Genomic DNA, 21,855 nt, shown 5'->3' on the forward strand with positions numbered 1-21,855 from the left:
AAATGGTTTATCGCCGCTTCGAAACACTGATCGATATCTTCCGCGACGCCCCGACCTCGGCCCCACCGAACCGCGTCCTGCCTTTCTACACGTACTACCTGAAACAAGTCTGGCCCAGCTTCGCCGTGCTGCTGGTGGTCGGCCTGATCGGCGCGCTGATCGAGGTGGCACTGTTCAGCTACCTGAGCCGCATCATCGACCTGACCCAGGGCACGCCCAATGTCGACTTCTTCAAGATCCATGGCCTGGAACTGGCCTGGATGGCCGTGGTGGCGCTGATCTTCCGCCCCATTTTCGTGGCCCTGCATGACCTGCTGGTGCACCAGACCCTGAGCCCCAGTATGACCAGCCTGATCCGCTGGCAGAATCACAGCTACGTGCTCAAGCAGAGCCTGAACTTCTTCCAGAACGACTTTGCCGGGCGCATCGCCCAGCGCATCATGCAGACCGGCAACTCCCTGCGCGACTCGGCGGTCCAGGCCGTGGATGCCCTGTGGCATGTGCTGATCTACGCCGTCAGTTCCCTGGTGCTGTTTGCCGAAGCCGATTGGCGCCTGATGATTCCCTTGCTGCTCTGGATCGCCGGTTACATCGGCGCCCTTTATTACTTCGTGCCACGGGTCAAGGAACGCTCTGTGGTGTCTTCCGACGCCCGTTCCAAGCTCATGGGACGGATTGTCGATGGCTACACCAACATCACCACCCTGAAGCTGTTCGCCCACACCAACTTCGAACAGCAGTACGCCCGCGAAGCCATCGAGGAACAGACCGAGAAGGCCCAACTGGCCGGCCGCGTGGTGACGAGCATGGACGTGGCCATCACCAGCATGAACGGGTTACTGATCGTCGGCACCACGGCGCTGGCGCTGTGGTTGTGGACCCAGTCGCTGATCAGCGTCGGCGCTATCGCGTTGGCCACCGGCCTGGTGATCCGCATCGTCAACATGTCCGGTTGGATCATGTGGGTCGTCACCGGCATTTTCGAAAACATCGGCATGGTCCAGGACGGCCTGCAGACCATTTCCCAGCCCGTCAGCGTCACTGACCGCGACCAGGCCAAGCCCCTGGCCGTGGGCCGGGGCGAGGTACGCTTCGAGCATGTGGATTTCCACTATGGCAAGAAAAGCGGCGTGATCGGCGACCTCAACCTGACCATCAGGCCTGGCGAAAAAATCGGCCTGATCGGCCCGTCCGGCGCGGGTAAATCCACCTTGGTCAACCTGCTGCTGCGCCTCTATGACGTGCAAGGCGGGCGTATTCTCATCGACGGCCAGGACATCGCCGAAGTTGGTCAGGAAAGCCTGCGCGAGCGCATCGGCATGATCACCCAGGACACCTCGCTGCTGCATCGCTCGATTCGTGACAACCTGCTCTACGGCAAGCCCGACGCCACCGACGCGCAACTCTGGGAAGCCGTGCGCAAGGCCCGGGCCGACGAGTTCATCCCACTGCTGTCGGACGCCGAAGGCCGCACCGGCTTCGATGCCCATGTGGGCGAGCGCGGCGTGAAATTGTCCGGTGGCCAGCGCCAGCGCATCGCTATCGCGCGGGTGCTGCTCAAGGACGCGCCTATCCTGATCATGGACGAAGCGACGTCAGCACTGGATTCGGAAGTCGAGGCCGCGATCCAGGAAAGTCTCGAGACCCTGATGCAAGGCAAGACCGTGATCGCCATCGCCCACCGCCTCTCCACCATTGCCCGGATGGACCGGTTGGTGGTGCTGGAAAACGGCCGCATCGCCGAAACCGGCAGCCATACCGAGTTACTGGCCCATGGCGGGTTGTATGCGCGGTTGTGGCAACATCAGACGGGTGGGTTCGTGGGGATCGACTGAGCTCTACCTGACACAGCCAAACCCTGTGGCGAGGGAGCTTGCTCCCGCTGGGGCGCGAAGCGCCCCCCAAATCTGCGCCCCAACGCAATCAATAGGTTGGACACCCAGCCTTATTGGGGCTGCTGCGCAGCCCAGCGGGAGCAAGCTCCCTCGCCACGGGGATCCGGTTTGAATCAGCAATACTGAAAAATTCTGTCCAGAATCCATTTAGCCCACATAGCAACGACATACTCCCCGCCGACCACGGCCAAGACCGCCACAGTCCCTGACTCTGGCGGTTTTTTGTACCGCTGGATTTGTCGATAAACCCTGCTGTACTCAGCTCAGGTTCTGGAGATGAACCTGTCGTAATTCTGCTGGATGCATAACCGATTATCACGACTGTTCTATCAAGGATGCTTATGTCTTTACTCAAACGTTCAACGACTGAGTTGTTGGGTACGTTCTGGCTGGTACTGGGCGGCTGCGGCAGCGCGGTATTGGCCGCTTCCGGGATTGGCGTGCTGGGGGTAGCCCTGGCGTTCGGCCTGACGGTGTTGACCATGGCATTCGCCATCGGTCATATCTCGGGTTGCCATTTGAACCCCGCCGTTTCACTGGGCTTGTACGTGGGCGGGCGGTTTCCGGCCAGGGAGTTGCCTGCCTACATCATCGCCCAGGTTATCGGGGGGGTGCTGGCCGCCGCGTTGATCTACTTCATCGCCAGCGGCAAGGAAGGCTTTGACCTGGCCACTTCCGGCCTGGCAGCGAACGGTTACGGCGAGCATTCGCCCGGTGGCTATTCGATGGCGGCCGGTTTTGTCACCGAGCTGGTCATGACGGCGATGTTCATCCTGATCATCCTCGGCGCCACCGATAAACGTGCGCCGGTCGGGCTGGCACCGATTGCCATCGGCCTGGCCCTGACGCTGATTCACCTGATCTCGATCCCGGTCACCAACACTTCGGTCAACCCGGCCCGCAGTACCGGTCCGGCGCTGATCGTCGGTGGTTGGGCCATCGAGCAACTATGGCTGTTTTGGGTGGCGCCGCTGCTGGGCGCGGTCATCGGCGGATTCTCGTACCGCTGGCTAGGCCAGGAAAGCCGCTGAGTCACGCCTTCAAGGATCAGCACTGCCGATAAGGCAGTGCTGTTTTCGCTTCTTCGGCATATGCCAGCACCCCCTCATGCTCGCGCACGAGGAAATCCGCCACCGCTGCTTTCAGCCCCGGATGACGCAGGTAATGCCATGAGCGGGTAATCACCGGTTCGAACCCGCGAATCAATTTGTGCTCGCCCTGGGCACCGGCATCGAAACGCTGCAAGCCATGGGCAATCGCGTAGTCCATGCCCTGGTAGAAACAAGTCTCGAAGTGCAAACGGTCAAACTCCGCCAGGCAGCCCCAGTAGCGCCCGTAGAAACTGTCGCCGCCCACCAGGCTGAACGCCATCGCCACTGGCCGCGAACCTTGCTTGGCCAGCACCACACGAATGGCCTCGGGCATGCGTTCGGCCAGCAGGCTGAAGAATGTCCGGGTCAAATAGGGCGCCTGCCGTCGTATCGCGTAGGTGTTGGCGTAACAGGCGTAGACAAAATCCCACTGCGCCTCGTCCAACTGATGACCTTCGAGCCATTCGAACTCGATGCCCTGCCCCGCCACCTGTTCACGCTCCTTGCGCATCTGCTTGCGCTTGCGGGAACTGAGCGCATCGAGAAAGTCCTGGAAGTCCCGGTAACCGCGATTTTGCCAGTGGTACTGGCAGCCGATCCGTTGCAGCCAGCCTTCTTGCCCGGCGAGTGCCGAATCGGTGAAAGCATCGGTGAAGTTGATATGGGCGCTGGAAAGCTCTTCGATCTCCAGATAACCCGGCAGGCTGCCCAGCAGTTCCAAGCCATCTTCGGCACGCGCCGCCAGCAATCGCGGGCCACTGACCGGACTGAACGGCACCGCCGTCAGCAGCTTCGGGTAATACTCGATCCCGGCCCGGGCGCAAGCGTCAGCCCAACCGTGATCGAACACGTACTCGCCGTAGGAGTGCCACTTGCGGTAACTGGGCAAGGCTGCCAGCAGACGACCGTCTTCAATGTGCAGCAAATGCTCGGGCTGCCAACCGGATTGCAGGCCCAGGCTGGCGCTGTCTTCCAGGGTACCGAGGAAGGCGTGGCGCAGGAACGGTTGATTGGCGGGCACCAGCGCGTCCCACTCGTGCGGGGCGATGGCGGACAGGCTATCCAAGACGTGAAGCGGCATGCGGTTCCTCGATATCCAGACGGCGGATGGGGCGAGTATCGCCGATCCTGAGCGGCCGGGCACAAAAAAAACCCCGCCAGGGGCGGGGTTCAAAGGAGCGCTTTAACGGATGAAGTCAGAGCGGTGTATCAAGTCAGCGCGATTCAGAACACGTACTGGGCACGGACTACGAAACCGTCGCCATCGTCATCGCCATTGGCGTTGGTGACTTTGTCGGTCTTGGCCTTGACGTAGGCACCGGTGATTTTCACCGCTTCGTTGGCGTACCAGTTCACGCCCAGGTTGTGCACCTTGGCTTCGGCATCGCCCACTTCACGGGTCGCCGAGGCAGTGGTGATGTTGTCGTCTTCGACGGTCATGCTGTCGAAGCGGTAGAACACTTCCCAGGCACCGATGGATTTGTTCTGAGGCTTGATCGCGTCAAACTTGCCGACTTTATAACCACGGGACTCACCGGTGATGGTGTAGGCACCCTGGACGTAGAAGCCGTGGCCCTTGAGGTCTTCGAAGGCGTCGCTGTCAGCCTTGGTCTTACGGGAGATGTACTCACCCTGGATCGACGCAGGCCCCATGGCGAACGCGGCTTCCAGGCCGAAAGCGGTATCAGTGTCGTAAGAGCCGGCTGGCGAGTTGTTGGCGCCGCCCAGTACCGGACGGTTGCCGTTAGGACCGGCGTCGTTACCACCCAGGGTTTCAACACCACGCATGCCCAGACGGGAGCGATAACGCGCATCGAACGCGGTGTCCGAAACGTCACGGGAGGCTACGTTCAAACCGAAGTGCAGCACGTTGCCCGCTTCGTGCATCGGGGCGAACACGAAGCGACCGTTGACTTGCTTGACGCTGTCGCCGTCGGTGTCGTCGGTGTCCTTGCTGAACACGCCGGCCGAAGCATAGAACGAATCGGCGAAGGTGCTGGACGCCTGGATGCCCAGGCCGTTCTGATGGCTGTTGGCCCAGTCGATCAGGTCGTAGGCGGCGTTACGCTCAGGCGCGGTCACCCACTTGGAGCTGGTGGCTTTTTCCAGGCCGAAGTCGGGGTCGAAACGACCGACCTTGATCGACACCGGCTTGAAGCCGTTGTAGGCCAGGGACGCTTCGTCGAAGTAGCCGTTATCGGAGTCGCCACTGTTGTGGGACATGTCGTAGTTGATGGTGTAGGCCCAATCCGTGTACAGCACACCGGACAGTTCCAGGAACGCACGGCGGATGTAAGCGGCGTCGGCCGATTTGCCGTTGTCGGTGTAGATACCGTCGAACTGGCTGTAGTCAGCCTGCACACGACCACCGAGCTTGAAGCTGAACTCTTTGTCAGTGGTAGCGACCTCAAGGCCGCCCTTGGTCTTGACCACGATATCGGCGCCATCGGTGGTGACGGTGCCGGCGAAAGCCTGGGCGGTTACTGCCATTGCCAGTGCGCTGGCGGCAACACCTGCGAAGTGCTTACGGATCATCGAAGAATTCCCCTGTTGGTAGTCTATGCGTTAGAAAACACGCGGAACTGGGCCCGCTGGTGTTGGGAGGGGATCTTGGCGGCCGGTTGTGTCAGGCGAGTTGCTATCACATAAAGATTTTATGACAGCGGAACTTTTTACTTCGAATGGGAATATAACCAACACAAACATAAACCCCCGTGGGAGCGAGCCTGCTCGCGATAGCGGTGGGTCAGTCAACACAACGCTGGCTGATCCGCCGTTATCGCGAGCAGGCTCGCTCCCACAGGGGGTCGGTGGTGTATCGAAGATTACTTAGATGTTTTGCGACGCTCGGCGGCGAGTTTCTCGGCGAGGTGATCCAGGTCGGGAACCGGCGGATGCGGCAGTTTTCTGAGGGTCGCCTGCATCAGGCGCATCTGGCGGATGAATCGTCGGCAATTGGGGCAGAACATCAGGTGATGGCGCACCATCAGGCGTTCACGAAAGCTTAACTGGCCGTCGAGATAATCGCTGGAGCGCGCCACTTGTTCCTTGCAGGTCAGCATTCGCCGGTTTCCTCGAAATGTTCAACAGTCGCGAAGACCTTCAGTCGGGCGCGATGCAGCAGCACGCGGACATTGGAGAGCGAAATGCCCAGCAGATTACAGATTTCGTCCAGTTCCAGGCCCTGTTGTTCCCGCAGAGTCAGCACGCTGCCTTGCAGTTCCGACAGGCTGAGCAACGTATGCTCCAGGCAATCACGCAACTCACGCTCGGTGAGCAACGCTTCGGGCGTGTCCTGGTGCCAGGCGAACGGTGCCAGCAGCCAATGCCCATCGGCGGCGAAACGATCATCGCCAAGGGTGCCGTGGGGCGACGGCAGATCGTCGAGCAGCACTTCCCGACGGTTCTGTTTGTAGCGGCCCTTGGCGGCATTGGCCGTGATGGTCAACAACCAGGTCTTGAGGCTGGAACGCCCCTGGAAACCGCTGAGATTGCGCACCACCGACAGCCAGGCGTCCTGCACCACTTCGTCGGCATGACGGCTGCCAACGATGGCATAGGCCACGGCGCGCATCGGGCTCTGGTAGGTGCTGACCAGTTCCTTGAAGGCCTGCTGCTCACCGGCCAGGAGGCGTTGGAGCAGGTGGGTGTCGTCGGTGACCGTCATTCAACGCCCTATGGCTGGATAGATCGCTGTTGTGGCATGGGAATTCATGTGGGAGCAAGGCTTGCCCGCGATGCAGGCGACGAGGTTTTCCATAAACCAAGTCGCCTGTTTCGCGAGCAAGCTTTGCTCCCACATGGCCTTGCTCCACAAAAAATTTCGGCGTAGCAACAGTGGATCAACGCTTGCGCAAAATCACGCTACCAATCGAATACCCGGCGCCGAACGAGCTGAGCACGGCGACCGAACCGCTGGGCAAGTCGTCCTGGTACTTGTGGAACGCAATCACCGACCCCGCCGAACTGGTGTTGGCATAGCGGTCGAGGATCACCGGGGCTTCCTCTTCGGTGGCTTCACGCCCCAGCAGTTTGCGTACGATCAGGTGGTTCATGCTCAGGTTGGCCTGGTGCAACCAGAAGCGCTTGACCTCGCCAACGTTCAACTGGTTTTCCTCCAGGTGGGCACCGATCAGTTCGGCCACCATCGGGCAGACGTCACGGAACACCTTGCGGCCTTCCTGGACGAACAACTTGTCGCGGCTGCCGATGCCTTCTTCTGCGGCGCGGTTGAGGAAGCCGAAGTTGTTGCGGATGTTGTTGGAGAACTTGGTCAGCAGCTTGGTGCTGACCACGTCGAACTGGTACGGCGAGGTCGCCAGGTCCGCACGCTCGATGATCACGGCGGTGGCCGCGTCGCCAAAGATGAAGTGGCTGTCACGGTCGCGGAAATTCAGGTGACCGGTGCACACTTCCGGGTTGACCATCAGGATCGCCCGGGCCTGGCCCAGTTGCACGCTGTTGGCCGCGGCCTGGATGCCGAAGGTGGCCGAGGAACAGGCCACGTTCATGTCGAAACCGAAACCTTCGATGCCCAGGGCTTCCTGGACTTCAATGGCGATGGCCGGGTACGCGCGCTGCAGGTTGGAGCAGGCGACGATCACGCCATCGATGTCGGCGGCGGTGCGACCGGCGCGTTCCAACGCCTGTTTTGCCGCGCCGACAGCCATTTCACACAGCACCGACCACTCGTCGTTGGAGCGCTCGGGCAAACGAGGGGTCATGCGTTGCGGGTCGAGGATGCCGTCCTTGTCCATGACGAAGCGGCTCTTGATGCCCGAGGCCTTTTCGATGAACGCGGCGTTGGATTCGGTCAACGCCTCGACTTCACCGCGCTCGATGGCCTCGGCGTTGTCGGCGTTGAATTGCGCGACATAGGTATTGAAAGATTGCACCAGCTCTTCGTTGGAGATGCTGTTGGCCGGGGTGTACAGGCCGGTGCCGCTGATGACGACGTTATGCATGGTCGTGTCTCTGATCTGTTCAGGCAGAAAGCATTGGCACCGACGTACCAATACACAAAGGGACTTTTCCCATCCGGGGAAGCAGTCCTGGCATCGCTTTATTCCGATCCGCCCGGGGCATTGAAGCTCAAAACCACGGGACCGGCATTTATAGCCGCGAAGTTTGCCACAAACGCTGGCGTTTGGCCCATTCTCAGTGAGCTACACCAACTAACCCTGTGGGAGCGAGCCTGCTCGCGATAGCGGTGGATTACTCAGTATTTATGTCGACTGACACAACGCTATCGCGAGCAGGCTCGCTCCCACAGGGGTTAGTAGTGTTCATCTGGTTTGTGGCATCAGGCCTCCACCTGCCCCCACTGCTTACTCAAGCGCTTATCGGAAATCGGCACCTTGGTCCCCAGTTGCTGGGCGAACAGCGACACCCGGTACTCCTCCAGCCACCAGCGGTACAGCTCCAGTTGCGGATCGCGCTTGCCTTCCTGGAGGTGTTTGCTGGCGCGGGTCTGGTATTGGGCCCAGAGGTTCGACAGTTCGCCGCTCCAGACCCGGTCTTTCTGCACCTGGCTGCCCAGTTTCTCGAAGCGTTGCTCGATGGCCTTGAGGTAGCGCGGCAGTTCCTTGAGCCATTGATGCGGGGTTTCGCGGACGAAGCCCGGATACACCAGGTGGCTGAGCTGTTGCTTGATGTCGTTCAACGCCACGGCCTGGGCCAGGTCGATCTTGCCCTTGAAGCGTTTTTGCAGGCCGTGCCAGAGCTTGAGGATGTCCAGGGTCAGCTTCGCCAGGCGTTCGGCGTGTTCGGTCCAGCCGCCACGCTTGCGCTCGGCCAGGGAAGCCAGCGCTGCGCCGTCACGGGGCAGGCTCGCTTCGCCTTCGAGCACGCAACTGTCGAGGCTGACCAGCAGGATGTCTTCCACCAGGCTGTCGATGCGACCCAGGTCGCGGTACAACAGGCCCAGCTCCGTCAGGCCGGGCAGCTTGCCGCGCAGGAACTTGGCCGACTCGGCCAATTGCTGCATCAACAAGCGCTGCAAGGCACGACGATGCTGGAACTCGGCTTCGGCCGGGGTCGGGAATCGCCCTTCCTTGACCACGCCGCCCTCTTCCACCAGCGCCGGGTAGACCGTCATCGACAGCCCGGCGATCTTCTGTTGGGTTTTCTCCGCCACCGGTGCGAAAACCTTCGCCTCCACCGGTGCCTGGCTCTTCGCCGTTTGCGGCACGGCCAAGGCCGCCTGGCTGGCTTCGGCAAAGCGCGCCGTCAGTTCGGCCAGGTCGCGACCTTCGCCAAGGAACTTGCCCTGGCCGTCGACGATTTCCAGGTTCATACGCAGATGGCTTTCCACCTGCTGCGCCGCTTCCGCCCAGGCTTCGTCGCTGACCCGCGCGCCGGTCATGCGCAGCAGTTCGCGGCCCAGGGATTGCGGCAACGAGCCTTCGGCGAAGGTGATGCGTTGCAGTGCGGCCTTGACGAAGTCCGGCACCGGCACGAAGTTCTTGCGCAAGGCCTTGGGCAGGTTGCGCACCAGGGCGATGCACTTGGCCTCGATCATTCCCGGCACCAACCACTCCAGGCGTTCCGGCGGCAGCATCGGCAACAGCGGCGCCGGTACCCGCAGCGTCACGCCATCACGAGGATGGTTGGGCTCGAAGTGATAGCTCAGCGGCAAGGTCAGATCGCCGACGCGCAATGTGTCCGGGTAGTACGCGGCCGTGACTTCACTGGCCTCGCGGGCCAGCACGTCTTCTTCGCGCATGATCAGTAGCTGCGGATCTTTCTGGCTGTTGATCCGGTACCAGCTGTCGAAGGTCGCGGTCTGGTGGATCTCGGCCGGCAAACGCGCATCGTAGAAAGCGAACAGGGTTTCTTCGTCCGCCAGGATGTCACGGCGGCGGGCCTTGGCTTCCAGTTCGTCGAGCTGCTCCAGCAACTTGGTATTGGCGTCCAGGCACTTGGCCTTGGACTGGATCTCACCGCGCACCAACGCCTCACGGATGAACAGCTCCCGCGACACCACCGGGTCCACCGGCCCGTAATGCACCGGTCGCCGACCGACGACAATCAGCCCGAACAGGGTGATCTGCTCATACGCCACCACTTGCCCGCGCTTCTTCTCCCAATGGGGTTCGAAGTGGTTTTTCTTGATCAAGTGCCCGGCCAGCGGCTCGATCCAGTCCGGCTCGATCTTGGCCACCATGCGCGCGTAGAGCTTGGTGGTTTCCACCAGCTCAGCGGTCATCAACCACTGCGGACGCTTCTTGCCCAGGCCCGACGAGGGGTGGACCCAGAACCGCCGCTGACGGGCGCCGAGGTAGTCGCCGTCTTCGGTTTTCTGGCCGATCTGGCTCAACAGGCCCGAGAGCACCGCCTTGTGCAGTTTCGGGTAATCGGCCGGTTCTTTGTTGAGGCTCAACTGCATGTCGCGGCAGATCAGACTCAACTGGCGATGGGAATCACGCCATTCACGCAGGCGCAGGTAGTTGAGGAAATTCTTGCGGCACCAGTTACGCAGCGGGCTGGCGGTCAGGGCCTGGCGCTGCTCTTCAAAACCGCGCCACAAATTGACCAGCCCGGCGAAGTCCGAGTCTGCATCCTTCCACTGGGCGTGGGCCTGGTCGGCCGCTTGTTGACGCTCAGGCGGGCGCTCGCGCGGGTCCTGGATCGACATGGCGCTGGCGACGATCAGCACTTCCTGCAAACTGCCCAGCTTCGCCGCTTCCAGCAGCATGCGGCCCATGCGCGGGTCCACCGGCAGGCGCGCCAACTGGCGACCGAGTGGGGTCAGTTGACTGTTGCGGTCCACCGCCGACAATTCTTGCAGCAGGTTGAAACCGTCGCTGATGGCCTTGCCGTCCGGCGGCTCGATGAACGGGAAATCGGTGATTTCGCCGAGGCGCAGGTGCAGCATCTGCAGGATTACTGCCGCCAGGTTGGTGCGCAGGATCTCCGGGTCGGTGAATTCCGGCCGACCGAGGAAATCCTCTTCGCTGTACAGCCGCACACAAATCCCCGGCTCGACCCGTCCGCAGCGACCCTTGCGCTGGTTGGCGCTGGCCTGGGAAATGGCTTCGATGGGCAGGCGCTGGACCTTGGCCCGATAGCTGTAGCGGCTGATGCGCGCGGTGCCGCTGTCGATCACGTAGCGGATGCCCGGCACGGTCAGCGAGGTTTCGGCAACGTTGGTCGCCAGGACCACGCGACGGCCTGGATGGGACTGGAAGATCCGTTGCTGTTCGGCCGGCGACAGGCGCGCGTACAGCGGCAGAATCTCGGTGTGCTTGAGTTGGGCCTTGCGCAGCATTTCGGCTGCGTCGCGAATCTCCCGTTCGCCCGGCAGGAACACCAGCACATCCCCGGGGCTGCGGCGCTCGCTGCGCTCGTAGGCGGCGATTTCATCGAGGGTGGCGAGAATCGCCTGGTCGACGGTCAAGTCGTCCTCGACGCGGTTGCCTTCTTCGTCCTGCTCCAGGGTCAGCGGGCGATACCAGGTTTCCACCGGGAAGGTGCGGCCCGAGACTTCCACGATCGGCGCGTCATCGAAATGCTTGGAAAAGCGCTCCAGGTCGATGGTCGCCGAGGTGATGATGACTTTGAGGTCCGGGCGGCGCGGCAGCAGGGTCTTGAGGTAGCCGAGCAGGAAGTCGATGTTCAGGCTGCGCTCGTGGGCTTCGTCGACAATGATCGTGTCGTAGCGTTCGAGGTAGCGGTCGTTCTGGGTCTCGGCCAGCAGGATGCCGTCGGTCATCAACTTGATCAGGGTGTTGGCGTCGCTCTGGTCCTCGAACCGCACCTGATAACCCACCAGCGCCCCCAAGGGGGTGGCCAGTTCCTCGGCCACCCGACTGGCGACGCTGCGGGCAGCGATCCGGCGCGGCTGGGTGTGACCGATCAAGCCATGCTGGCCGCGACCGATTTCCAGGCAGATCTTCGGCAACTGCGTGGTTTTCCCCGAGCCGGTTTCGCCGGCGATGATCAACACCTGATGCTTGAGCAACGCCTGCTTGATTTCGTCGCGCTTGGCGGCAATCGGCAAATTGTCGTCATAGCGGATCACCGGCAAGCTCGCCTTGCGCGCCAGCACCTGATCGCACGACGCCTGCATGCGCGTCACCCACTGGGCCAGCTTGGCCTCGTCGGGCTTCTTGCGCAGCTCAAGCAACTGGCGCCGCAACCGGTGACGGTCGGCGAGCATGGCGTGGTCGAGGTTTTTCAGCAGCTTGTCGATAGCGGGGGCTTGGTCAGTCATCAGGTACGCAAGGGTCGTCGGTTTGAGCAGAGGGCGATTGTCGCAGATTTGCGGCTATTGCGCCGACACATGGCAGTCTGCCGGCGGTTCCCTTGTGGGAGCGAGCCTGCTCGCGATGGCGGTGTGTCAGTCGACATGAATGCTGGCTGATCCTCTGCTATCGCGAGCAGGCTCGCTCCCACAGGGGATTTGCGTCAAGGATGCCTTTTGTGGAGAGCAGTCGCAGGGTTACTCGTTGTCCAGGTCCTTGCGCCGATACGGGAACACATCAATCACCTTCCCCGCCCGAATCGCCTCTTGCAGGCCTTTCCAGTAATCGGCGTTGTACAACTCACCGTGCAACTGGTCGAACAGCTTGCGCTGCCCCGCGTCGGCGAACAGGAACGGCGGGAATTCTTCGGGGAACACGTCCAGCGGGCCGATGGAATACCAGGGCTCGGAAGCCATTTCGTCTTCCGGCGTGCGGGGCTGGGGGATGTGGCGGAAGTTGGCTTCGGTGAGGAAGCAGATTTCATCGTAGTCGTAGAACACCACGCGGCCGTGGCGGGTCACGCCGAAGTTCTTGAGCAGCATGTCGCCGGGGAAGATATTCGCCGCCGCCAGTTGCTTGATCGCCAGGCCATAATCTTCCAGGGCCTCGCGCACCTGGGCGTCGTTGGCGTTTTCCAGGTACAGGTTCAACGGTGTCATCCGGCGTTCGGTCCAGCAGTGACGGATCAGCACCGTATCGCCTTCCACCGACACCGTGGACGGCGCCACTTCCAGCAGTTCCTCAAGGCACGCCGGCTCGAATTTGCTCAGGGGAAAACGAAAATCGGCGAACTCCTGGGTATCGGCCATGCGCCCGACCCGGTCGACGCTTTTCACTAATCGGTACTTCTCGATCACCGTGGCCCGGTCGACGTTTTTCGACGGCGAGAACCGGTCCTTGATGATCTTGAACACCGTGTTGAAGCCCGGCAGGGTGAACACGCTCATGACCATGCCACGCACACCGGGGGCCATGATGAACTGGTCGTCGGTGTTCGCCAGGTGATTGATCAGTGCCCGGTAGAACTCCGATTTGCCGTGCTTGTAGAAACCGATGGAGGTGTACAACTCGGCGATGTGTTTGCCCGGCAGGATGCGCTTGAGAAAGCCGATGAATTCCGCCGGCACTGGCACGTCTACCATGAAGTACGAGCGGGTGAACGAGAAGATGATCGAGACCTGCGCCTCGTCGGTGATCAGCGCATCGATCTGGATACCCCGGCCCTCACGGTGCAACAGCGGGATCACCAGCGGCCATTGATCGTCGCGGGTGTAGATCCGCCCCACCAGGTAGGCCCCCTTGTTGCGATAGAGCACCGAAGAAAACAACTCCACCGTCAGTTCCGGATCCTTGCAGACCCAGTCCGGCAGGTTCTCGCGCAACTGCGCTTCGAGGCGTTGCAGGTCGCCCGGCAAATCGGCGTAGTCCTCGCTGAAACGGTAGTCGGCGAACACGCTCGCCAGTATCCGGTCCAACTGCCCCTGAGGCTTGTAGGTGCGGGTCTGGGCAGCGCGGGCCCGACGCAGGCTGGGCCGGGTGGTGTGGATGAACATGGTGCCGTCGCTGATCAGGTCGTGGCTGAACAACCCGCAGAAGATCGAGTTGTACCAGGTTTCCGACAGCTCATCGTCGAAGCGCAGGTCGATCAGGCTGATGTAGGCGCTTTTGACCAGCGGCCAGCAGCCCACATCCATCAGGGTTTCGGCATCGAAGGCCTTGTGCAGCTTGGCGACGGTTTCGAAGACTTTTTCTTCGTACAAGTTGATGCGCGCCGCCGAAGCCGCTTGCGCCTCCAGCCACAGGGCCTGCTCGAACCGGGCGCGGGCGCCATCGGTGATCTGCCGGAAATGCTCACGATAATCGTCGAAGCCGTCGAGGATCGAACGGGCGATTTCAATGGCGGGCCATGGCTGCGGCATAGGTAAACCTCGGCGGGTCATGCTTGTTATTGGCGACTGAGCTTAGAGGCCAATCAGGCGGCAACGCAACCATTGCCATCGCTATTCAGGACGGCGACACTTGCCGCCCGATCAAGGAAGGAATGACTCGTGAACCTCGTCGATATCCTGCGTTTACTGTCACTGGCCGCTATCTGGGGGGCCAGTTTCCTGTTCATGCGCATTATCGCCCCCGTCATTGGCACAATCCCCACTGCTTTTTTTCGCGTGTCCATCGCCTTCGTCGGGTTGCTGGTGATCCTGGCCCTGATGCGCGTCGACTGGAATTTTCGCGGCAAGCTCAAAGTCGTGATGGGGCTGGGCCTGATCAACTCGGGCATTCCGGCAACGTTCTATTCAGTGGCGGCCCAGGTGCTACCGGCCGGTTACTCGGCGATCTTCAACGCCACCACGCCATTGATGGGGGTATTGATCGGCGGTTTGTTCTTCAGCGAAAAACTCACCCTGGCCAAGGTCAGCGGTGTCTGCCTGGGGCTGCTGGGTGTTGGCATCCTGACCCGCGCCGGCCCGGTGGCGTTCGACCTGCAATTGTTGATGGGCGCCCTCGCCTGCCTGCTGGCCACGACCTGCTACGGCTTTGCCGGCTTCCTCACCCGTCGCTGGCTCGATCACCAAGGAGGCCTGGACAGCCGTCTCTCGGCCCTGGGCAGCATGTTCGGTGCCACGGTGTTCTTGCTGCCGCTGTTTGGCTACAGCGTCATCAGCCAGCCACCGGCCAGCTGGGGTGGCTGGAGCGTCTGGTTGTCACTGCTGGGGCTGGGCCTGGTGTGTACCGCCCTGGCATACATTCTTTACTTCCGCTTGCTCAGTTCCATCGGTCCGGTCAAATCGATGACCGTGACCTTCCTGATTCCGCCGTTCGGCGTGTTGTGGGGGGCGTTGCTGCTGGATGAGCCGTTGGGGATGGCGCATTTGTATGGCGGGGTGTTGATTGCGGCGGCGTTGTGGTTGGTGCTCAAGCCTGGGGTGGCAAAGCCGGCTGAGGTGCCTGCCCGGTAGTTCATCGGCGCAGCGCAAGATGCCATCGCGGGCAAGCCTTGCTCCCACAAGGACTACACATAACCTGTGGGAGCAGGCTTGTACATAACCTGTGGGAGCAAGGCTTGCCCGCGATAGCGGTTGTTCAGTCAGCGAGCATCCAAGGCTCAGCGACTTTTACGAAACACAAACACCAATCCCACGATGATCAGCACCATCCCCAGCAAGCTCAACAACGCCAGCCGATTGCCAAACACCAGGTAGTCCATGATCGCCGTCACCGCCGGCACCAGGTAGAACAGGCTGGTGACATTCACCAGGTTGCCACGGGCGATCAGTCGATACAGCAGCAACGTCGCCAGCACCGACACCACCAGCCCCATCCACAACACCGGCACGAAGAACCCCGTGCTGTATTCGAAGTGAAACGGCTGGAACGGCACGAACACCGCGCACAGTAACAATCCGGCCAGGTATTGCACCGGCAGCGTACCCAGTGGGTTGTCGGTGATGCGCTTCTGCATGATGGAACCGGCCGTCATGCTCACCAGTGCCAGCAACCCGCACACCATTCCCGCCAGGGACATGCCCGCCAGGCCAATGCCTTGGTACACCACCATGACCAATCCGACCAACCCCAGCACCAGGCCGAACATCCGCGACCAGGATCGCTGACGTTCCATGAGCACCACGGTCAGGATCGGTTGCACGCCCATCAGGGTTGCCATGACCCCGGGCGTGACACTCATTTGCAGCGCCAGCAGATAAAAAATCTGGTAGGCGCCCAGCAGCACCAACCCGGTGGTTGCCGCGTACAGCATCGGCTTGCCGGTCTTGGGCAGCTTGAACTTGAGCAACGGAATCAACAGCACCAACGCAAACAGCGCAATGGCAAAACGGATCAGCAAAAAGGCGAAGGGTGAAGCGTGGGCCAGGCCCAGCTTGGAAAAGATCGCCCCACTGCTCCACAGCAAAACGAACAGGCTCGTGGAAGCCGCCGCCAATAAGGCGTTTTTGGAAAGGGAAAACATGGATACCACCTGTAGTCAGGCAAAAAGCCAACTCAGCCGAGGCTGAAGTCCAGTAGTTTTTTTCAGGCGGGCACAGGGGATGGCAACAGTTGCCGATCAGCCCTGAATGCCAACACCCGGCGGTGATACGACGGCGTACACCGATGAGCTACGGACAGGTGGGGGGTATTGACCGATCTGCGCAGGCTGCTGATTCCCACACGGCACGACGCCAGCGTTGAACGCTGGAACCACGACCGCGATGACAGGGGATGCAGGCATGAGCCGATCTCTTGAAGAGTGGGTTCGAAAACCCGAAGAGCGCTGACTATAACCAGCGCCCGAGGGACTATGCAATATTTAAACGAACAACCAATAACCAAGCGCCGTGAGCACCACCACCGCCAACACGGGCCGCATCACCCGGTACGCCTTGGGATGCTTGCGCTTGAATTGCTTGACCCGGCCACTGATGCCGTCGCTGAACGACTTGCTCCAGGCATACGCCCGGTTGATGCCGCCGACGTGTTCATCGTCCAGGTTCTGCGGCGCGGTGGCGCGGCCGAGGAAAGCGCTGATGGTACGGTTGAGGCGGGTCATCAAGCGGCTTTTCAAGGGCCGCTCGACATCACAGAACAGGATCACGCGGGTCTGCGGGGTTTCGTTCTTCACCCAGTGCACATAGGTTTCATCGAACATGACGTCTTCGCCATCGCGCCAGGCGTAGATCTGGCCGTCGACGAAGATCCGGCAATCATCGGAATTGGGCGTGGACAGCCCCAGGTGATAACGCAACGAACCGGCGAAGGGGTCTCGATGTGGGTTCAGGTGGCTGCCACCCGGCAGCAGGGCAAACATCGCGCCCCGCACGTTGGGGATCCGGTTGACCAGCTCGACAGTCCTGGGGCACAGCAACTCAGCCGACGGCAGCGGTTTGTCGTACCACTTGAGGTAGAAACGCTTCCAGCCCTTCTTGAAGAACGAGCCGAAACCGGCATCGTTGTTCTTCTCGGCGGCACGAATGTAACCCTCGTCGAACAGGTGCATGGCCTCGTCGCGAATGACTTGCCAGTTATCCTTGAGCACATCCAGCTCGGGAAACTTGCTGCGGTCCAGGTAAGGCTTCGAGGGTACGCCGGAGAACAGGTACATCAAAGTGTTATAGGGGGCGAACAGCGCCGAGTGGTTGACGAACTGGCGCAACATCGGCAAACGCGCCTTGCCACGCAAATGCACATAAAGCGTACTGCCCAAAAACAGCAGCAACACTGAGGCCTTGGCGGCAAACGAAACGGTCATTTTACAACTCCTTGTCCAAAAACAACTTACGCAACGCCAACTGCCCGACGTAGCCGAGGGCCATGGTAAAGCCTCATGGCCCAGGTAAAAACCGTCTGACGCAACATTTTCTGTTGAGTGAAACGCAACAATCACTTTCTAACAGGGGCCGCCTGAACCTTGGCTGACGCCGGGTCAAACAACCCTCTTCTTAGACCTTGTATTACCCTGTGGCGAGGGGATTTATCCCCGTTGGGTTGCGAAGCAGCCCCCAAACCTGACACCTCGTCTATTGAGAGTAACTGGTCCTCCGAGGGACTGCTACGCAGTCCAACGGGGATAAATCCCCTCGCCACAACAAGATCCACTCACCACCGCAAAGGTCCACTCACCACCGCAGTGAATCCACCGTCACTGCTGAATCTCCTGCTCGGTAAACAGATCACTGAACAACATGCTCGACAAGTACCGCTCGCCCGAGTCCGGCAGGATCACGACGATGGTCTTGCCCTGCATTTCCGGTTTCTCCGCCAGGCGCACGGCCACGGCCATCGCCGCGCCACAAGAGATCCCGCAGAGGATTCCCTCCTCCTGCATCAAGCGCAGGGCCATCGCCTTGGACTCGTCGTCGGAGACCCGCTCGACCTGGTCGACGATCGACAGATCGAGGTTCTTCGGCACGAACCCGGCACCGATCCCCTGGATCTTGTGAGGGCTGGGCTTGATCTCCTGGCCCGCCATCGCCTGGGTAATCACCGGCGAAACCTCGGGTTCTACCGCCACCGACAGGATCGGTTTGCCACAGGTGTTCTTGATATACCGCGAAACCCCGGTAATGGTTCCGCCGGTGCCCACGCCCGCGACGAGCACATCCACCGCGCCATCGGTGTCGTTCCAGATTTCCGGTCCGGTGGTTTTTTCGTGGATCGCCGGGTTCGCCGGGTTATCGAACTGCTGCGGCATGAAGTATTTGGATGGATCGCTGGCCAGGATCTCGGTGGCTTTCTCGATGGCACCCTTCATTCCCTTCGCCGGCTCGGTGAGCACCAGCTCAGCACCCAGGGCCTTGAGCACCTTGCGCCGCTCGATGCTCATGGAAGCGGGCATGGTCAGCATCAGCTTGTAGCCACGGGCGGCGGCGACGAACGCCAGGCCAATACCGGTGTTGCCCGAAGTCGGTTCGACGATGGTCATGCCAGGCTTGAGTTTGCCCGAGCTTTCAGCGTCCCAGATCATGTTCGCGCCGATCCGGCATTTGACCGAATACCCCGGGTTACGCCCCTCGATCTTGGCCAGGATGGTCACACCGCGCGGCGCAATGCGGTTGATCTGTACCAGTGGCGTATTACCGATGGAATGGGCGTTGTCAGCGAATATACGGCTCATGGCTGGGTCCTTAATGCGGCGGGAATTTAAGCCTTTAAAGGTATGCCTGTTGCCCATGGGCGTCCAGTTTCACCGAACGTTCCCATTGTTGCGACAGTCAATGGCAGTAGAAGGCGCTCCCCCAACAAACGCTGGAGACTGACTGACATGAAGCGTCGATACAGCTGGCCACTGTGGGTTTTCGCCACCATCGTCGCGGTGCTGGTGGCCCTGCATTTCACCCTGCCTTATCTGGTGCGCAACTATCTGAACGACAAACTGGCCGACATGGGCGACTACCTCGGCCAGGTTCTCGATGTAGACCTGGCGCTTTGGCGCGGGGCCTACCGGATCAATGGCCTGAAAATCGTCAAGGTCGACGGCAAGGTCCCGGTGCCGTTCGTCGATGCGCCGTTGATCGACTTGTCCGTGAGCTGGCATTCGCTGTGGTACGACCATGCGGTGGTGGCCGAAGTGGAGTTTGCCCGTCCCGAAGTGAACTTCGTCGACGGTGGGGCCAACCGACAGAACTCCCAGACCGGTCAAGGCACCAACTGGCGCGAGCAACTGGAAAAACTGCTGCCCATCACCTTCAACGAAGTGCGCATCAGGGATGGCAAGGTCACCTTTCGCAATTTCAATTCCAAGCCACCGGTCAACCTGCGGGCCACCGACGTCAACGCCAGCTTCTACAACCTGACCAACGTGGTCGACACAAAAGGCAAGCGCGACGCCCGTTTCGAAGGCAAGGCCCTGGTGGCCGAACATGCGCCCCTGGAAATGCAGGCCACTTTCGACCCCTTGAGCAATTTCGAAGATTTCGATTTTCGCCTGCGGGCCAGGAACATCGAACTCAGGCGCCTTAACGACTTCGCCGCGGCCTATGGCAAATTCGATTTCAACGCCGGCCACGGCGACCTGGTGGTCGAGGCCGAAGCCGACAATGCCCGGCTCAGCGGCTACATCAAGCCATTGCTGCGTGATGTCGATGTGTTCGACTGGCAGCAGGACGTGGAAAACCAGAACAAAAACATCTTCCGCTCGGTCTGGGAAGCGCTGGTCGGCACAGGCGAAACGGCCCTCAAGAACCAGCGCAAGAACCAATTCGCCACTCGGGTGGAACTCAGCGGCAATGTTCACCAGCAGGACATCAGCGCCTTCGAAGCCTTCCTGCAAATCCTGCGCAATGGTTTCGTCCAGGCGTTCAACGCCCGCTATGAGCAGCCGCCACCTTCAAACGATTAAGATTTGCGCGTAATGGTATAGCGACCCGTTTTTTCCGCCGCCGCTATTGCCGTTCCGCGCTGCAGAGAGTCCCAACCCAGGCAAGCCAGGGCCAGCGAACGCGGCACCGCCTCGCGACCACTGCTGTAGCGAGTGATGCTGCGAGCACTGACCCCCAACGCTTCGGCGGCTTTGTTCAACGGCAAGCCGGTGCGGGCGCGCCAGTCGATGAAGATGCGGGTGTTTTCATCCACGGCATTTTGCGCCAACGCATCCAGATAAAGGGTATCGGCACCGATCTGGATATCCAGTTCGGGCCATTCCACGCTCCAGCCATCATCCCCCAGGCTCGCTCCTCCAAACGCGCCCTCTTCAAGCAAAGGCTGCAAGCCCGGATAACGTTGCACATCGGCGCTCATGTCCAACGTCAGCCGCTGCCCGTCAATGAACGTCAGTTCGAGCCTGAAAGGCAATAAGGCCTGCACGGCCAATAGCCGAGGCCGTTTCATGGGTAACATCGTTGCCAATCCTCCAACAGTTGCACCTGATGGGCCCTGACCCAGTCCAGTGCCTCCTTAATGATCAACGGCGGCGCCCGACCCATCATCACTTCGACGGTTTCCAGGCTCAGCACCACATCCAGCCCGCCACCGGTGAGGTGAACATGGGGCGGCGGATGGTCCCTTTCGCGCAGTTGAATACGGTAGGTATCTCTGAATCGATATTTAGTAGACATGCGACCAACATATCGCCAAATTGGCGATATGCAATACTGGCAAGGCGCCGAGACTGAGTCAACATGTGACGCTCCATTCAGAGACTGAATACAGCGTCTGCGTTCACAGTCGGCGGGGCGTCGCGTTATAGTCGGGCACGATATTTATTTCGCGCGCCCCGCCTCGCCGGGCCGGCGACACGTTCGAGGAAATTGCAGATGAAGTTCGAAGGCACCAGCGCCTACGTGGCCACCGATGACCTGAAACTGGCCGTGAACGCCGCCATCACCCTGGAGCGGCCGTTGCTGGTCAAGGGCGAACCGGGCACCGGCAAGACCATGCTGGCCGAACAACTGGCCGAGTCCTTCGGCGCGCGCCTGATCACCTGGCACATCAAGTCCACCACCAAAGCCCACCAGGGCCTGTACGAGTACGACGCGGTCAGCCGCCTGCGGGACTCGCAGTTGGGCGTGGACAAAGTCCACGACGTACGCAACTACCTGAAGAAGGGCAAGCTCTGGGAAGCCTTCGAGTCCGAAGAGCGGGTGATCCTGCTGATCGACGAGATCGACAAGGCCGACATCGAATTCCCCAATGACCTGCTGCAAGAACTCGACAAGATGGAGTTCTACGTCTACGAGACCGACGAAACCATCAAGGCCAAGCAGCGGCCGATCATCATCATTACCTCCAACAACGAAAAAGAGCTGCCGGACGCGTTCCTGCGCCGCTGCTTCTTCCACTACATCGCCTTCCCCGACCGCGTCACCCTGCAGAAAATCGTCGATGTGCATTACCCGGACATCAAGAAAGACCTGGTCAGCGAAGCGCTGGACGTGTTCTTCGACGTGCGCAAAGTGCCGGGCCTGAAGAAGAAACCTTCCACTTCCGAACTGGTGGACTGGCTCAAGCTGCTGATGGCCGACAACATCGGTGAAGCGGTACTGCGCGAGCGAGATCCGACCAAGGCCATCCCACCGCTGGCCGGTGCCCTGGTCAAGAACGAACAGGACGTGCAATTGCTCGAGCGCCTGGCGTTCATGAGCCGTCGCGGCACTCGCTGATCCTCTTCGTTTAACAAGAGCGAGGGCGATT

General features: G+C 60.7%; 17 protein-coding genes. 5 read left to right on the forward strand and 12 right to left on the reverse strand.

What is annotated here, in order from left to right:
* Positions 1-2 precede the first annotated feature (2 nt).
* Complete coding sequence (locus tag DTP52_RS25470; RefSeq protein WP_109755828.1) at positions 3-1,835, forward strand: ABC transporter ATP-binding protein; 1,833 nt, start codon at positions 3-5, stop codon at positions 1,833-1,835.
* A gap of 401 nt (positions 1,836-2,236) precedes the next feature.
* Positions 2,237-2,926: an aquaporin Z gene (gene aqpZ / locus DTP52_RS25475; protein WP_109755829.1), complete on the forward strand. Its 690-nt coding sequence runs from the start codon at positions 2,237-2,239 to the stop codon at positions 2,924-2,926.
* 16 nt (positions 2,927-2,942) lie between these two features.
* Here aqpZ and DTP52_RS25480 read toward each other — a convergent pair whose 3' ends face one another.
* From DTP52_RS25480 to aceK, 7 genes are all read right to left on the reverse strand, one after another.
* Positions 2,943-4,067 (reverse strand): GNAT family N-acetyltransferase, encoded by a 1,125-nt coding sequence (locus DTP52_RS25480; RefSeq protein ID WP_109755830.1) that lies wholly within the window; start codon positions 4,065-4,067, stop codon positions 2,943-2,945.
* Between the two features lie 143 nt (positions 4,068-4,210).
* On the reverse strand, positions 4,211-5,521 hold the full coding sequence (locus tag DTP52_RS25485; RefSeq protein WP_109755831.1) for an OprO/OprP family phosphate-selective porin: 1,311 nt from the start codon (positions 5,519-5,521) through the stop codon (positions 4,211-4,213).
* 290 nt (positions 5,522-5,811) lie between these two features.
* The gene (locus tag DTP52_RS25490) at positions 5,812-6,048 is read right to left on the reverse strand and encodes an anti-sigma factor (protein ID WP_109755832.1); all 237 of its coding nucleotides are present in this window, start codon (positions 6,046-6,048) and stop codon (positions 5,812-5,814) included.
* Positions 6,042-6,653, reverse strand: coding sequence for an RNA polymerase sigma factor (locus tag DTP52_RS25495; protein ID WP_109755833.1), 612 nt, complete (start codon positions 6,651-6,653; stop codon positions 6,042-6,044). The genes DTP52_RS25490 and DTP52_RS25495 overlap by 7 nt, the downstream gene beginning before the upstream one ends.
* Positions 6,654-6,828: 175 nt before the next feature.
* Positions 6,829-7,950: a beta-ketoacyl-ACP synthase III gene (locus DTP52_RS25505; protein ID WP_109755834.1), complete on the reverse strand. Its 1,122-nt coding sequence runs from the start codon at positions 7,948-7,950 to the stop codon at positions 6,829-6,831.
* A 338-nt stretch (positions 7,951-8,288) separates the two neighbouring features.
* Positions 8,289-12,200, reverse strand: coding sequence for an ATP-dependent RNA helicase HrpA (hrpA, locus tag DTP52_RS25510; protein ID WP_109755835.1), 3,912 nt, complete (start codon positions 12,198-12,200; stop codon positions 8,289-8,291).
* A 228-nt stretch (positions 12,201-12,428) separates the two neighbouring features.
* On the reverse strand, positions 12,429-14,150 hold the full coding sequence (gene aceK, locus DTP52_RS25520; RefSeq protein WP_109755837.1) for a bifunctional isocitrate dehydrogenase kinase/phosphatase: 1,722 nt from the start codon (positions 14,148-14,150) through the stop codon (positions 12,429-12,431).
* Positions 14,151-14,279: 129 nt separating this feature from the next.
* Between aceK and DTP52_RS25525 the strand changes: the two genes are divergently transcribed.
* The gene (locus tag DTP52_RS25525; protein WP_109755838.1) at positions 14,280-15,188 is read left to right on the forward strand and encodes a DMT family transporter; all 909 of its coding nucleotides are present in this window, start codon (positions 14,280-14,282) and stop codon (positions 15,186-15,188) included.
* 146 nt (positions 15,189-15,334) lie between these two features.
* Here the strand turns inward: DTP52_RS25525 and DTP52_RS25530 are convergent, their stop codons facing one another.
* From DTP52_RS25530 to cysK, 3 genes are all read right to left on the reverse strand, one after another.
* On the reverse strand, positions 15,335-16,198 hold the full coding sequence (locus DTP52_RS25530; protein ID WP_109755839.1) for a DMT family transporter: 864 nt from the start codon (positions 16,196-16,198) through the stop codon (positions 15,335-15,337).
* A 339-nt stretch (positions 16,199-16,537) separates the two neighbouring features.
* Positions 16,538-17,476 (reverse strand): aspartyl/asparaginyl beta-hydroxylase domain-containing protein, encoded by a 939-nt coding sequence (locus DTP52_RS25535; protein WP_109755840.1) that lies wholly within the window; start codon positions 17,474-17,476, stop codon positions 16,538-16,540.
* Between the two features lie 390 nt (positions 17,477-17,866).
* The gene (gene cysK, locus DTP52_RS25540) at positions 17,867-18,841 is read right to left on the reverse strand and encodes a cysteine synthase A (protein WP_109755841.1); all 975 of its coding nucleotides are present in this window, start codon (positions 18,839-18,841) and stop codon (positions 17,867-17,869) included.
* A 147-nt stretch (positions 18,842-18,988) separates the two neighbouring features.
* On the opposite strand from cysK, the gene DTP52_RS25545 reads away from it, so the two are divergent.
* Entirely contained in the window at positions 18,989-20,065 is a 1,077-nt protein-coding gene (locus tag DTP52_RS25545; protein WP_109755842.1) for a DUF748 domain-containing protein, read from the forward strand.
* Here DTP52_RS25545 and DTP52_RS25550 read toward each other — a convergent pair.
* Together DTP52_RS25550 and DTP52_RS25555 are read right to left on the reverse strand one after the other, a co-directional pair.
* On the reverse strand, positions 20,062-20,562 hold the full coding sequence (locus DTP52_RS25550) for a DUF2442 domain-containing protein (protein WP_109755843.1): 501 nt from the start codon (positions 20,560-20,562) through the stop codon (positions 20,062-20,064). The two genes, DTP52_RS25545 and DTP52_RS25550, sit on opposite strands and share 4 nt — an antisense overlap.
* Positions 20,550-20,780 (reverse strand): DUF4160 domain-containing protein, encoded by a 231-nt coding sequence (locus tag DTP52_RS25555; RefSeq protein ID WP_109755844.1) that lies wholly within the window; start codon positions 20,778-20,780, stop codon positions 20,550-20,552. The genes DTP52_RS25550 and DTP52_RS25555 overlap by 13 nt, the downstream gene beginning before the upstream one ends.
* 198 nt (positions 20,781-20,978) lie before the next feature.
* Between DTP52_RS25555 and DTP52_RS25560 the strand changes: the two genes are divergently transcribed.
* Entirely contained in the window at positions 20,979-21,824 is an 846-nt protein-coding gene (locus DTP52_RS25560; RefSeq protein WP_003184225.1) for a MoxR family ATPase, read from the forward strand.
* Positions 21,825-21,855 lie beyond the last annotated feature (31 nt).

The sequence above is a fragment of the Pseudomonas sp. 43mfcvi1.1 genome (assembly GCF_900115935.1).
Lineage (GTDB): Bacteria > Pseudomonadota > Gammaproteobacteria > Pseudomonadales > Pseudomonadaceae > Aquipseudomonas > Aquipseudomonas bijieensis.

Excerpts from the sequence above, each read along its gene's own strand:
- DTP52_RS25535 (WP_109755840.1), bottom strand. The coding sequence starts at position 17,476 with ATGACCGTTTCGTTTGCCGCCAAGGCCTCAGTGTTGCTGCTGTTTTTG.
- DTP52_RS25490 (WP_109755832.1), bottom strand. The coding sequence starts at position 6,048 with ATGCTGACCTGCAAGGAACAAGTGGCGCGCTCCAGCGATTATCTCGAC.
- DTP52_RS25505 (WP_109755834.1), bottom strand. The coding sequence starts at position 7,950 with ATGCATAACGTCGTCATCAGCGGCACCGGCCTGTACACCCCGGCCAAC.
- cysK (WP_109755841.1), bottom strand. The coding sequence starts at position 18,841 with ATGAGCCGTATATTCGCTGACAACGCCCATTCCATCGGTAATACGCCA.
- aceK (WP_109755837.1), bottom strand. The coding sequence starts at position 14,150 with ATGCCGCAGCCATGGCCCGCCATTGAAATCGCCCGTTCGATCCTCGAC.
- aqpZ (WP_109755829.1), top strand. The coding sequence starts at position 2,237 with ATGTCTTTACTCAAACGTTCAACGACTGAGTTGTTGGGTACGTTCTGG.
- DTP52_RS25495 (WP_109755833.1), bottom strand. The coding sequence starts at position 6,653 with ATGACGGTCACCGACGACACCCACCTGCTCCAACGCCTCCTGGCCGGT.
- DTP52_RS25485 (WP_109755831.1), bottom strand. The coding sequence starts at position 5,521 with ATGATCCGTAAGCACTTCGCAGGTGTTGCCGCCAGCGCACTGGCAATG.
- DTP52_RS25470 (WP_109755828.1), top strand. The coding sequence starts at position 3 with ATGGTTTATCGCCGCTTCGAAACACTGATCGATATCTTCCGCGACGCC.
- DTP52_RS25550 (WP_109755843.1), bottom strand. The coding sequence starts at position 20,562 with ATGTTACCCATGAAACGGCCTCGGCTATTGGCCGTGCAGGCCTTATTG.
- DTP52_RS25560 (WP_003184225.1), top strand. The coding sequence starts at position 20,979 with ATGAAGTTCGAAGGCACCAGCGCCTACGTGGCCACCGATGACCTGAAA.
- DTP52_RS25530 (WP_109755839.1), bottom strand. The coding sequence starts at position 16,198 with ATGTTTTCCCTTTCCAAAAACGCCTTATTGGCGGCGGCTTCCACGAGC.
- DTP52_RS25480 (WP_109755830.1), bottom strand. The coding sequence starts at position 4,067 with ATGCCGCTTCACGTCTTGGATAGCCTGTCCGCCATCGCCCCGCACGAG.
- DTP52_RS25555 (WP_109755844.1), bottom strand. The coding sequence starts at position 20,780 with ATGTCTACTAAATATCGATTCAGAGATACCTACCGTATTCAACTGCGC.
- DTP52_RS25545 (WP_109755842.1), top strand. The coding sequence starts at position 18,989 with ATGAAGCGTCGATACAGCTGGCCACTGTGGGTTTTCGCCACCATCGTC.
- hrpA (WP_109755835.1), bottom strand. The coding sequence starts at position 12,200 with ATGACTGACCAAGCCCCCGCTATCGACAAGCTGCTGAAAAACCTCGAC.